This window comes from Chryseobacterium gallinarum (assembly GCF_001021975.1).
GTDB lineage: Bacteria > Bacteroidota > Bacteroidia > Flavobacteriales > Weeksellaceae > Chryseobacterium > Chryseobacterium gallinarum.
This window is the reverse complement of record NZ_CP009928.1, coordinates 1,240,736-1,254,272: the sequence shown is the minus strand read 5'-3', so window position 1 is coordinate 1,254,272 and position 13,537 is coordinate 1,240,736. Positions and strand designations below refer to the sequence as shown.

The window sequence follows — 13,537 nt, the reverse complement described above, 5'->3', positions numbered from 1 at the left end:
TTTGCTGATTAAAAAAGATTCCGGCGGGCTTTGCCCGCCGGAATCTTTTTATTGTGAAAGACTTATATTATAAGAACTGGTTATATACTTGGTTGATTGATAGGAAGAATTGCAGAGCATTCCGGATAACCTGTAATTCTGATTCCTGGGAACCATTGCATAGCCTATTTTTCCTGCTCCGATGGGAATTTTCCTGAAGAAATTATTTCCACTTATAGTAAGCACCATATTACAGGAAGATTTATTGTTTACGGAAATAGAGGTCCTCGGATTGGAGGGATCGTCATTATTCAGAAGATCCGTAAGTACTTCAGCTGTTTCCGGTTTATAGGTCTTCATCAGCTCATTGTATTCTCTTTCTGTATTAGCAACACTACCGGAGTTACGGGCAGGATAGGAATTTCTTATCGGATAACCGCCATAATTAATCGTATTACAGCTGGTTAAGACTAATGAAATCCCGGTAAAAACTAATAGCTTTTTCATACCTATTTTATTTTTTTACTTTTCTTTTTTTCGGGTTTTTTTTACTTACAATTTCCTTTTGCACAGGTTTTTGTTCCGTTTCAGGTTGCATAGGATTATCAATCGTTACAAAGATACTTTTTTTAATGTCTTTCAAAGAAGTGTATTTCATGTCACAGACATTACTGCTGAGGGTATAAGACCCTTTATTGATGACAACGAAGTTCTCTCCATGAGCTGGAACGGCAAGATTATAATAGTCTTTTCCTTCAACCCGGAGAACAATGTTGCAATCTGAATTATTTCTGAATAAGAGAATGGCTTCTTTACGGGTGATATCTTCATTGAACATCGCATTCAGAAGCTTTACGGTTTTCTCTTTATGCTCTGAAGTAGATTCTACAAGAAGCCGTTTAAATTCTTCCGCATCATTGGAATCAGGATTTCTCATCACATTCTTTGGAATGTCTGAGATAACAGGTCTTGTTTCCATAGGCTTGGCTGTACGGGCTCCTTTGGTCCACTCTGCATTTTTTAGGGCGATAAGTTTAGGCTTCAGAACGCTTCTTTTTGGATCATCCGGGTGGGTGTTCCTTAGGTATTCTTCAATTTCTTTGATATTTGTGCTTTTCAGAATGTCTTTGCTGCCTTTCTGAGCGTTTGTAAGGCCGGGAATTAGAAATGTGAAGAATAAAATTAAAATCGTTAAAAAATTTTTTTTCATCAATACGGGTTTATGTCATCAGCTTATCCGGAATTTTATATAAGTAATGGTTTTTCCTTTAGCAGAAAATAATTCCTCATAATACGTTTTGATATCCCTCAGATGTGGTGTGTCCGGATCGTATTCAGGTGCTCCGTAGATGTCATGATGAGCAGTAATGATTTCATATCCTGCACCTTGTAAATAGCCCAGAGTATAGCCATGCAAAAATTCGGAATCGGTTTTTAAATGGATAATACCGCCTGGTTTCAGGAATTTTTTATACCGGTTTAGAAAATCCGGATGGGTCAATCTGTGTTTTGTCCTTTTATACTTGATTTGTGGATCCGGGAAAGTAATCCATATTTCATCGACTTCATTTTCAGCAAAAAAATAATCAACAAGCTCAATCTGTGTTCTTAAAAAAGCCACATTGTTCATGTTGTTTTCTACAGCTTCCTTTGCTCCAAACCAGAATCTTGCCCCCTTAATATCAATCCCGATAAAGTTCTTTTCAGGAAATGTCTTGGCAAGTCCTACGGAATATTCTCCTTTACCACAGCCTAATTCCAGGACAATCGGGTTATCATTTTTAAAGAAATTTTCTCTCCATTTCCCTTCGAGTTCAAAGCCGCTTAAAGCCTCTTCTCTTGTAGGTTGAATTACATTCGGTAATATCTTGTTTTCTGCAAATCTTGCTAATTTATTCTTGCCCATGAGTCATTTATAAAATGACTGCAAAAGTAATAAAATTTACACAGAATTGAGGTCTTTTAAGGCTAAAAGACCTATGGTGAAACTATTATATTGTTTTGATTATTGTGCTGTTGCGCTGCCTAAGGCAACCATGATTGGTTTTTGAATAGTTTTTTGTGATGCATACTGTGCTCCACATACCAAACTTGTGAAAAGGTATTGCCCTTTTTCCACTACAATTGAATTGTCTTTATGAGCCGGAACAGCAAGCCTGTATTTTGTATTCCCTACTCCTTCCATTCTTACAATGATATTACAGTCAGATTGATTCTGAATGAGGACTATGCATTCTTTGGCATTGGGATCATTATCAAATAAGGAATTAAGGATCTTAACGGTTTTGTTTTGATGTTCAATAGGGGAAACATTCATCAGCATATTGAATTCCTCTGCTTCTGCATTGGGAATAGCTGCATTGGCTGCTGTATTTACAACAAAAGTATTTTGTGCGTTGCTTGGAATATAAGTTTCCGTTGGTTTTTTGGCTGCAAGTTCAGCTTTATATTTGGCAATCTGTTTTTGCTTGATAATGGCATTCATTTCATCAAAAGTGATCTTGGTGGAAGGCCGTCTTCTTAACAAAGCCAGCATTTCCTGCATATCTTTTACCTTTTGATCTTCGGGATGAGCGTTTTTGATGTATTCTTTCATCATTTCCATAACCCTCGGCTTTAAGACAGAACGCCGGGGATCATCGGGATGGGCGTCCCTTAGAAAAGCATTGATTTCATAGATATTGTTGCTCTTCATGATTTCACTATAGTCTTTCCCTTTTTTTTGTGCAGAAAGATTGAAAAACAGAATCGAGCCAAGGAGTAAAAGAATTTTTTTCATTAATATAGATTAAGTTAAAGATTGGTGCTTTTTCTTAATTTGTGATGGTCAATTAGTCTTTAAGTGATAACGGAATACTATAGTTTTTATTTTAAATAACTGATTATAGCATAAAATTAAATATATTTTTGAATATTAATGAAATGTATACTGTTAAAGTTGTGTTATTTACAATAACAGATATTTGTTCCCAGAATGAACAAAAAAGATTTTTTTGAGCCCAGTGTTACAATACAGATCCATACCTATTGTTTCATAGATTCTGTTTATTTATTCTTTAAAGGAAAATAAGTTTATTTGCTGACAACTTCCTGGAGATGGGAATTTCTTAACCTTCTCTGATAAATAGGAAGATATTTTTCAATCGGAACTTTTATGGCTTCAAAATTTCCAGCCAGCACATAAGGCTGAATATTTTCAGAAGTATACACGAATTGTAAGAAATTATCAATTAAATTCTCAGGGATCTTAAACTTTAAGAAGTAATCTTTTCCCAAATAATTTTTGATCTGGGCAACGGAAGAATTCATTCTTTCATAGGCTGCATAACGCTGCTTTTTCTTTCTTTCTCCTGAAAGGATATCATAAATACTCTCCAAACTAAAAGTGAGGCCTCCGTCCCTTAGCCCTGCAACCGGAAGCTCAGGTGGATTACCGTCACCTTTAGGTTCAGGAAGTCCGATAATTTTTTTGATGGCGAGTGCTTTATCTTCTTTCCGTATGGAATTGACATCATACCTGAGGTTTCCGGTAGGCTTGAATCTGCTTAGTACAATTTCCTGGATCTCGTAATAAGCAATCTTAAGCTCAACGAGATTTTTCTGATCCATCAGCTGGGGAGTAAGCTTAATGTCTTTTCTCTCCGTAACAATAGAAGTGAACCGAATAATGTCGCCCGGATTTGCCGGAATATTGAAATTACCATTGTAATCGGTAAGGACAGTTTTTTGAGTATTCAGGTTGGTCACATATACCTGATTGAGATACAAAATTGAATTGTCCCTCAGAAATACCTCTCCGGAATATATTTGGGCATTGATTTTAATCAGAAAAACCAATAACAGTAGCGTAAACAGTTTCTTCATATAATTCGGCAAAATTACATAGAAATACAGCAATTTATACCTTGTTTGATGAAGATTACGGGTTAAAGTTATATTAAACTTTGCAGTAAAGTGTTAATGAGTGTTATAAATTATTTAAAATAAGCTAATTAGCTGGAAATTATTGTTTTTTTAATGATTACCGGTGTTTTACCAACAGCCAGCTTGAGTACTTTACAGAAAGGGTAGACCCATATTCTGTCCAGCTGATAAAGTACCAGTAAGTAGCCGTAGGTACATACCTGCCTCCTATTCTGCCGTCCCAGGTGTATTTATTTTCAGGAGTTCCCCTGAAAATTTCGGCTCCATATCTGTCAAAAATTCTGAACTCAAGATTATCATTAGCCATTAAAGCCGAATAATTAATTCCTTCATTATAACCATCGCCGTTTGGAGTGATGGTGTTGATGAGATTGATGATGGCAAACGGTTTTTTGACTTCACCACACAATTTAGAGTCTTTCACAAAAACATGATGTGCTCCTCTTGATACATTGTAGAAAATATTTGAACTCTGCCAGACCACTCCGTCCAGCGAGTATTCATAAGGGGGCGTTCCTCCGCTTACTCCGACCTTCACAGTGGTTCCGTCAATTTCAATAGAAGTGATGACAGGAAGAGGTAGCTCCGTGACATTTACATATTGCTTATAAACACATCCGTTAGAAGTCAGTTCTACCCAGTAACTTCCTACAGGAACATTGGTAATGGAAGGACTTGTGGCTCCTGTACTCCACAGATATCTGTCAAAACCGGGACCAGCATCCAATGTAGTAGTAGATTTAGGACAAATAGCCTGATCATTCAGAAGCGTGGATTTCTTGGGGATTTTAATGGTAATTTTCAGGGTTCCTACCTCCGGGCATACTCCGTTTTTCTGAAAACGGATATAATAAGTCTGGGTATTGGTAACATTCACTGCGCCACTGATAGGATTGATATTATTCTGGGCATCTGATAATGTTCCGTGAAAAGTAAAAGTAACATTCGGATCCAGGGTAAACTGAGGGATAAATTGAGCCAGATTAACTGCTTTGATTCCATCTAAGTCATCATCACATACGTCTTCAGTATCCGTTGTTTTTATCAAGGGTATTCTGGCTCCGATACTGAATTGCAGCGGTTTGATCACTGCAGGACATCCGTCAGGTGAATCTACCCTTATATAAATCGTGGTCGTTGTAGTGTAGCTCCAGTTGTTAGGAAGGGTATTGGCATTTCCTGCATTGGCATCACCAAGGGCGGCATAATATCTTACATTCGTAAAATAGGTGGGATTATTGAGGACAATAGGGGTAATATTGGCAAGGATAACAGTAACGGTTCCGTCCATATTATCATCGCAAAAAATACCATTGTAATTATCCTGTACTATTGCTTTATTATAAAGATTCAGTGTTATTTCTGCAATGCCTTTACAGCCGATACTATTTTTTACAACGGCATATACAATCGTCCCGTTAGGTGCGGAATAGGCATTTGCTGTAGTGATAAGTGCAGCCGGATTTTCGGTTTGGGCATCTAGCAATGTAGGATAGTAAGAAATAGTAACAGGAGAATAGGTGGTTACGGTTGCGGTGGTTAAATCGAATATTCCCTGGCCGTTATTATCACAGGATTTCAATATAACATTCGTAACGGTGAGGGACTGGATGTTGATATTGACAGTTACCGTTTCACAGTCCGGAAAATCAGGATCATTGCCACAGAATGTATAGGTAAAAGTATCATTGCCTATTGTACCCGGCGTATTGATGGTATAGGTAATCACTCCCGTCGCTGGATTTATAACAGCTGTTCCTAAAGAAGGTGGAGTTGTTATGGCAACCGTTGAAGGAACCGGAGTTTGTGATGAGCTGCTGAATGTGGGAGTAATCGTTTTTGTATCGCATACATTGTAGCTGGAAGAACTCAGTTTCATACAATTAACGACTTTATATTGTTCCGTTACTAAAGGTGCACAGCTGCCCATGGTTACAGAGCAGGTATAATATCCTGGAAGGGTAGGAGTAATAGAGGATGAGGTTGCTCCGGTAAGAATGGTGCCATTCCGGTACCATTGGTAAGAGTCATAAATAATAGGATCTACTGTAAGGGTAATTCCCGGAATACAATTGGTTCCCGATTTTATAATAACCGGCTGGGTGGGAAATCCGGCAAAAAAGCCTCCATATCCTACAGCATCACTTCCTGCCGTTATGCCCGCTGTAATTGCTTTGTCGGAAACTACTGTTATGGTTCCCGTTACGTTAGGAATACCATAAGTTACCCAGTTGTTGGTTCCTGTCATGTTGTAAGGGCCTGCACTAGCTAGTGGAGTTGCTCCGTTTACGGTAACTACAGCCCCTCTTTCGGTAATAAGGTTCAGTTTTGTGGGAATATTGAGCATACCGGCAGGAACGGCATTGGAATGTACAAAATTTTCGTCGATGAACCCCAGTTCATTAATCTGCTTGGGAAGATAACAGTTAAGGGCCGGAATAAAATTGAATCCTCCGGTTGCCACTTCGTTACCGGAATTGGAATCTCCGGCCAGAAGCTGATAGACGTAGGCATTTTTAGAAGTCTTGATGTATAAATTATAATGACCTCCGCCCTGTAAGCTGTATTTTGTATCAGGGATAACGAAATATTTTCCGGCATTGATGGTGGCGACAGGTGTCAATTCGTTATTGACGTAGATCTGTGTGTTATCTTCAGTAGCAATAACTACGGCCCCTTCCATATTGGATCCGATACTTCCGTTACCTTTTACAAGAGCAAATTCACTACCCAGCCTGTCGACCGGAACTGCCTGATCCATTAAAATATCGGAACTTGAAGGATAATCACCGGCATACTGGCCGTTAAAATTTCCGTTTGTAACATTGACAGGTTTGTTTGAGGTAATTTTTGAACCGATAAAACCGTCAAAATTTCCGGCAATATTTCCAATACCGTCAATGATGTAAGATTGTCCCTTATTTAAAGTGAAGGTCATTACAGGATTGGTAGTACCTGTGGTTCCGTTGGAAAATTGAACAGCAGGATTATATCCGGTAATAGTAACAGTAGTATTGTCTTCTGTTGCTAAAACGCTGGTCATGAAATTAAGAATGCTATTATTTACGGTAATAGGTGCTGAAGCAGCAAAAAAAGTTTTTCCGGTAGAGGGAATTCCTTTTGAGGTAATAATCTCAGCATGGTTGAATACAGAAAACCTCAAATTGGCATAAAAAGGAAACTCTGCCTTTAAGTATAGTCCTTTAGTGGTTGGTGTAAATAAATCAGTTTGTTGGGTGGTAATGATATAATTCCTTAAAACATCAAATTTTTGGGGATTATTTTTACTGATGTTTACCGTACCTATCAAGACATTGTTGTTATAAATATTGACGGGGAACGGTGTCGTTCTATTGGTAGATAAATAAAGTTTTTGATAAGGATTAAAACTTCCCGTCCTGTCTACCATGGGAGCAAACCAATGCTCTCTGTCTAGTTGGGCAAAAGCAAAGGTGAAAATGTAAAATATAAATAAAAAAGATAGAGTTTTCTTCATTCAGGTTCATGATTTATCACAAATTTAATAATAAAAAGTATTGAGTGCTTGAAAAAGTAATAAAAAAACCACGATTTCAAAATCGTGGTTTTAAAAAAATATTTCTGAGTTTTACTCTCTGTTTTTTACCAAAATCCAGCCTGTATATTTTATCGCTGTATTTTTTCCATTTGGCTCTGTCCAGCCAACTTCATACCAGTAATTTCCGGTAGGAACTCTCTTGTTTCCGTCAATGGTTCCGTCCCATTTATATCCGTTGGATTTGTCAGCCTGATAGATTTTGGTTCCGTATCTGTCGAAGATATTCAATACCAGGTTATTTTTAGTTGCCAATAATGAATAATCCACAACATCATTAACTCCGTCATCATTTGGGGTAATCACATTGATCAGATTAGGAATCGTGATATCTACTTTTATAGGCGTACAGTTATAATCGTCTTTTACATATACGCTGATATTTCCTCTGGCAAGGTTTGTAAATACGTTTGAATCCTGCCAGTTAATATTATCAATCGAATACTTATACGGAGCAGTTCCTCCAATCACATTCACTGTAATGGTATTATTTGAAATATCAATATTTGAAATAACCGGTTGTTCTGAAGGATATACTTTTACAGTTTGTACCGTATAGCAGTCTCCGGTTCTGAGTCTCACCCAATATGTTCCTACTCCCACATTCTGAATAGATTGTGTAGTAGCTCCCGTGCTCCATTCGTATCCTTTGAAGCCAGGTCCGGCATCTAAAGTTGTTTTTCCTTCCATACAAACGATCTTATCAACCAGGATATCAGATTTTACCGGAGGCATCACTGTTAGCGTTACTTCTGCGATTCTATAACATCCATTGGCATTAATTACTTTGATGTAAACTACTCCGTTAGGGGCAATATAGTTGGTTGGGTTCAGAATTTCATTCGTTCCGGCGTGGGCGTCTGCAGGAGATGGATAGTATTTTTTCACTACGTTGGTGTCTGCAGTTACAAAAGCTTCTTCAAGATTAAACAATCCTGTTGATGGATTGGATTCTATGAAACATTCTCTTAAGGCTGTATTGTTGATAGTGGGACTTTCAGACACCGTTAAATTTAAAGTAACTTCTTCACAGTCTGTAAAATCCGGGTTATTACCGCAGAATTGATACACAATAGTATCAGGACCCGTATAATTATAGCCCGGTGCATAGCTTATAACACCCGTAACAGGATCAATTACAGCATTACCATGGGCAGGTGGAGTAACAATCGTTACCGAACCAGGAACAACAATTTGCGTTGAGTTACTGAATGTAGGAATAATCTGTTTTACGCCATCACATACAGTATCAGTTTTGGTTGTTTTGGTAAGACAGGTATATACTTTATATACCGGGGTAGTTTCCGGAGGACATGATCCTATGGTAATTCTTACAGTATAATTTCCTGATTGCGTAGGAGTATATGAATGCGTTGTAGCTCCAGGAATGGCAACACCCTCCTTGAACCACTGATACGTATCAAAACTGTCATCTACTTCCAGCACCAATCCCGGAATACAGTTACCGGATTGTTTTGCAATAACAGGAATTGAGGAGAATCCGGCAAAATATCCGCCATAACCTAATGTTCCACTTCCACCTGCAATACCTGCAGTAACCGCTTTTGTAGAGGTAACCGTTACATTTCCTGTAACGGCAGGAACTGAATAAGATACCCATGATGAGGTCCCGGTAACCGGGAAAGGTCCCTGAGCAGCAGGAGGTGGCAGATTGTTAACTGTAACAGTAGCACCGGTTTCAGTAAGGATATTTAATTTTACGTTTTGACCTCCTTCCGGAAGCATATTAATCATTCCAATTTCATCTATCTTTCTCGGTAAGAAACAGTTCAGCGGAGGTATGTAATTATACCCTTCTGTTGCTGTATTGTTGTTAATACCTGCCAGTAGCTGATATACATATGCATTTTTGGTTGTTTTGATATGCATATTATAGTGGTTATTCCCCTGGTTGATATATTGATTGTTAAATGTACCGTTCGGTCCTTCAGATACACGTATCCAATCTCCTTCATTAAGGGTGGCTATCGGGGTTGTTCCTCCGTTTACGTATACCTCGGTGTTGGTTTCTGTAGCAATTACCAGGGCATCTTCAACGCCATCTGTGATCCCGCCATTTCCTTTTACAAGTACAAATTCATTCCCTAATCTGTCTACCGGTACAGACTGGTCCATTACAATGTCACTTCCGGAACTTCCTTTACTTGCAGGCAGGGCAAACTGGCCATTAAAGTTTCCATTGGTAACAGACACCGGTTTATCAGCTTCTATTTTAGCACCTATAAATCCTTTGGCATTTGTTCCGAAATCCTGAAGACCTTCAATAATATAGGCTTGTCCTTTATTCAGGGTAAAGGTCATCGTAGGATTGGTAATTCCTGTGGTTCCGTTAGAGAACTGAAGTCCGGAATCATACCCGGATACGGTTACAGTTGTATTATCTTCTGTAGCCAGGATTCCGGCTGTAAAATTTAAATACGTGATGGTCTGTCCCGTCATCGGAGTTGCTGCAGCATAGAATTTTTTTCCAATTCCCGCTTTTCCTTTAGAAGTTAATATTTCTCCATGGCTGGTTACACTAAATCTAAAGGTTACATAATAGGGTTTTTCCCCTTTGGTATAAATCCCTTTACCTACCGGTGTGAACTTTTCGCTGCTATTGGAAGTGATCATGGTATTGGTGTTCACAGTATAGGACTGCGGATTGCCTTTACTGATGGTAACTGTTCCCAGAAGAACATTGTTACTGTAAATTTCTACAGGAAAAGGCGTCACAGAATCTGTAGAAAAATATAAAGCTTGCCTAGGATTGCTTAAGGCTGACGTATTTGCTGCCATTGGGGCAAACCAGTGCTCAGTGTCTCTCTGTGCAAAAAGCATATTGATTGCAGCAAAGAGGAGCACGATAACTGATAGAATTTTCTTCATAGATGTTGAAATTAGATTTTTACAAAAATAGTAGAATAATTGATTGATATTGAAATTTTTTTTCAATATTAATTGATGAATTAATAAAATAAACCACGATTGCGCAATCGTGGTTTATAAAATGTGCTTAAAATAGACTATTCCCTGTTCTTTACAAGAATCCAGCCGGTGTATTTTATTGGAGTTTTTTCTTTGTTAGGTTCATTCCAGTTGATGTGATACCAATAGGTTCCCGTTTCAATTTTTTTGTCAAAATGCCTTCCGTCCCACTTGTAATTATTGAATTTATTACCGGTAAATATTTTATTGCCATAGCGGTCATACACTACAAAAGACAGATTGTCTTTGTAAGACAGCTCGCTGTAGTCTATATAATCATTCACATTATCCCCGTTAGGAGTAATGGCATTTAATAAATTAGGAACTGTAATTTCTACGGCAACAGGGATACAGTCATATGCATCTTTTACATAAAAAGTGTGCTGACCTCTGGATAATCCTGTAAATACATTAGAATCCTGCCAGTTTGTGGTTCCGTCTACAGAATACTTATAAGGAACTTTACCTCCGGTAGCAATTACTGTTGCAGTATTATTGGTGATTTCAATCTGCTGAATAACCGGATCCTCCACTTTTTTCACTTTTACAACCTGCTTCAGGAAGCATCCGTTTTTACCAAGGATAACGAAATATTCTCCGACTCCGACATTTCTAATGCCCGATGTTGTGGCTCCTGTATTCCATTCGTATGAGTCATATCCGGGTCCGGCATCCAGATTGGTTTTGGCATCCATACAAATATACTGATCCACCAGGATTGGAGATTTTTTAATCGGAAGCGGAATCAATTCAATTTTAGCATTGGCTGTACAACCTTCAGCGGTAGTCACTTTTACATATACAGTACCTCCTGTGGATGGAAATTTATCCGGAGTCGTTATTTCATTGGCTCCCATATTAAGATCATTGAGAGTGCGGTAATATTTTTTTACCACAGCAGCATAGTCGGTGACTGCAGCTTTAGTAAGATCAAAATAGGCATACGGGTCTACATCATACCAGCATGCAGTAATGCTGACATCCTTTACGGTGAATGGAACTACGGTGAGGTCTAAAGTAACCTGTTCGCAATCAATAAATTCAGTAGCATTTCCGCAGAACTTATAAACAATTTTATCAGGACCTAAATAGCCTGCTACCGGAGTATAGGTAATGGTTCCGTTTGGATTGACAACGGCTGTACCTTTAGTAGGTGGTGTTACTATTGTTACTGTACTTGCAAGCGGAACCTGAGTAGAAGAAGTAAACGCCGGAGTAATTACTTTTGTGGCGCATGCGTTCAGAGCCTGATTGGTAAGTTTTAAGCAGGTTTGTACTTTATAAATGGGAGTTGTTACCGGCGGACATGTTCCCATGGTTACTTTTACCGTATAATTTCCTGATTGTGTAGGTGTGTAAGTATTGGCTGTTGCTCCCGGAATAGCTGTCCCATTGCGAAACCATTGATAAGTTTCATATCCGTCATCCAGCTCAAGAATAATACCCGGAACACAATCTCCCGATTGTTTGGCAATAACAGGAATAGAAGAAAATCCTGCGAAATAACCACCATAACCAACCGCTCCACTTCCTCCGGCAATCCCTGCAGTAACAGCTTTTGTAGAGTTAACTGTAATGTTCCCCGTTGCATTAGGCACTGAATAAGAGACCCAATCTGTGGTTCCTGTTACAGGATAGGGACCCTGAGTGGCAGGAAGAGGCAGATTGTTTACTGTAACGGTAGCCCCGGCCTCAGTAAGGATGTTAAGCTTTACAGTATTGGTAGTGGGAGGGAGGATATTCACCATGGAAATTTCATCAATTTTCCTTGGTAAGAAGCAGTTCAGGGGTGGTATATAATTGAAGCCTTCTGTTGCTGTGTAATTATCAATCCCTGCTAGAAGCTGGTATACGTATGCATTTTTCGAAGTTTTAATATGCATATTATAGTGGTCGTTTCCCTGATTAATATATTTGTTGACAAATGTACCGTTGGGTCCTTCGCATACACGTACCCACTGTCCTTCATTAAGAGTGGCTATCGGAGTAGTTCCTCCGTTTACGTATACTTCAGTATTATTTTCGGTTGCAATCACCAATGCGTCTTCGTCACCATCAGTGATTCCTCCGTTTCCTTTTACAAGAACAAATTCGTTTCCCAGCCTGTCTGTAGGAACAGACTGATCCATCACAATATCCGATCCGCTCCCCTTATTGCCAGGTAATGCAAATTGGCCGTTAAAATTTCCATTGGTAACAGAAATGGGTTTGTCAGATTCTATTTTTGCACCTATGAACCCCGTTGCATTCGTACCGTTATTTTGAAGTCCTTCAATGATAAATGCTTTCCCTTTGTTTAGGGTAAAAGTCATTGTGGGATTACTTGCTCCGGTAGTTCCATTAGAAAACTGGACGCCTGCATTATATCCTGAAACTTTTACAGTCGTATTGTCTTCTGTAGCTAAAATTCCAGCTGTAAAATTTAAATATGTGATGGTCTGGCCTGTCATTGGAGTTGCAGCAGCATAGAATTTTTTTCCTATTCCTGCTTTGCCTTTAGAGGTCAATATCTCCCCGTGGCTGGCTACACTGAATCTGAAATTGACAAAATAAGGTTTTGTACCTCTTGTATAGAGTCCTTTACCTACGGAAGTAAATTTCTCATTATTGTTGGAGGTGATCATATTCGCTGTAGGGATATCGTACACTTGCGGATTACCTTTACTGATGGTAACGGTCCCCAACAGCACATTATCACTATATATTTCTACGGGAAAAGGAGTAGTGGAATCCGTAGAAAAATATAAGGCTTGCTGAGGGCCGGAAAGTGCAAATGAATTTGCAGCCATTGGTGCAAACCAGTGTTCTGTATCCCTTTGGGCAAAGAGAGTATTAATTGTTAAAAAAATTAATACCAAACTGAGTAGAAATCTTTTCATAGGTATGGAATTAGGATTTCTACAAAATTAAAATAAAAAATTATATATTTTTAAATAAATTCAGAATTAAATTGAGAATTATTCTTCATTTTTAATTAAAAGCTATCTTGAATATGAAATTGGTGATTGTATATCGGGCTACCTGCCGCTAGTCTTTCCGTTCCAGATTTAATTTTTATCTGAGGACCTCAAT

General features: G+C 38.5%; 8 protein-coding genes. All 8 read right to left on the bottom strand.

The genetic code is table 11. From position 1 onward, the window contains the following. Nucleotides 1-48 precede the first annotated feature (48 nt). Nucleotides 49-486: a DUF6759 domain-containing protein gene (locus tag OK18_RS05680; RefSeq protein ID WP_053327393.1), complete on the bottom strand. Its 438-nt coding sequence runs from the start codon at nt 484-486 to the stop codon at nt 49-51. Nucleotides 487-493: 7 nt separating this feature from the next. Beyond that, nucleotides 494-1,189, bottom strand: coding sequence for a DUF6759 domain-containing protein (locus OK18_RS05675; RefSeq protein WP_053327392.1), 696 nt, complete (start codon nt 1,187-1,189; stop codon nt 494-496). 18 nt (nt 1,190-1,207) lie between these two features. Beyond that, nucleotides 1,208-1,885, bottom strand: coding sequence for a tRNA (guanosine(46)-N7)-methyltransferase TrmB (gene trmB / locus OK18_RS05670; RefSeq protein ID WP_053327391.1), 678 nt, complete (start codon nt 1,883-1,885; stop codon nt 1,208-1,210). A gap of 99 nt (nt 1,886-1,984) precedes the next feature. Further along, entirely contained in the window at nt 1,985-2,758 is a 774-nt protein-coding gene (locus OK18_RS05665) for a DUF6759 domain-containing protein (protein ID WP_053327390.1), read from the bottom strand. A 293-nt stretch (nt 2,759-3,051) separates the two neighbouring features. Then, a complete protein-coding gene (locus OK18_RS05660) occupies nt 3,052-3,843 on the bottom strand; it encodes a hypothetical protein (protein ID WP_053327389.1) in 792 nt (263 codons plus the stop codon). Between the two features lie 157 nt (nt 3,844-4,000). Beyond that, nucleotides 4,001-7,399, bottom strand: coding sequence for a T9SS type B sorting domain-containing protein (locus OK18_RS05655; protein ID WP_053327388.1), 3,399 nt, complete (start codon nt 7,397-7,399; stop codon nt 4,001-4,003). 111 nt (nt 7,400-7,510) lie between these two features. Further along, nucleotides 7,511-10,366: a T9SS type B sorting domain-containing protein gene (locus OK18_RS05650; protein ID WP_050022479.1), complete on the bottom strand. Its 2,856-nt coding sequence runs from the start codon at nt 10,364-10,366 to the stop codon at nt 7,511-7,513. A 137-nt stretch (nt 10,367-10,503) separates the two neighbouring features. Further along, nucleotides 10,504-13,344, bottom strand: coding sequence for a T9SS type B sorting domain-containing protein (locus OK18_RS05645; protein WP_053327387.1), 2,841 nt, complete (start codon nt 13,342-13,344; stop codon nt 10,504-10,506). Nucleotides 13,345-13,537 lie beyond the last annotated feature (193 nt).

Bases quoted from the DNA above. Each gene is read 5' to 3' on its own strand.
- OK18_RS05680 (WP_053327393.1), bottom strand. From the start codon at position 486: ATGAAAAAGCTATTAGTTTTTACCGGGATTTCATTAGTCTTAACCAGC.
- OK18_RS05675 (WP_053327392.1), bottom strand. From the start codon at position 1,189: ATGAAAAAAAATTTTTTAACGATTTTAATTTTATTCTTCACATTTCTA.
- trmB (WP_053327391.1), bottom strand. From the start codon at position 1,885: ATGGGCAAGAATAAATTAGCAAGATTTGCAGAAAACAAGATATTACCG.
- OK18_RS05665 (WP_053327390.1), bottom strand. From the start codon at position 2,758: ATGAAAAAAATTCTTTTACTCCTTGGCTCGATTCTGTTTTTCAATCTT.
- OK18_RS05660 (WP_053327389.1), bottom strand. From the start codon at position 3,843: ATGAAGAAACTGTTTACGCTACTGTTATTGGTTTTTCTGATTAAAATC.
- OK18_RS05655 (WP_053327388.1), bottom strand. From the start codon at position 7,399: ATGAAGAAAACTCTATCTTTTTTATTTATATTTTACATTTTCACCTTT.
- OK18_RS05650 (WP_050022479.1), bottom strand. From the start codon at position 10,366: ATGAAGAAAATTCTATCAGTTATCGTGCTCCTCTTTGCTGCAATCAAT.
- OK18_RS05645 (WP_053327387.1), bottom strand. From the start codon at position 13,344: ATGAAAAGATTTCTACTCAGTTTGGTATTAATTTTTTTAACAATTAAT.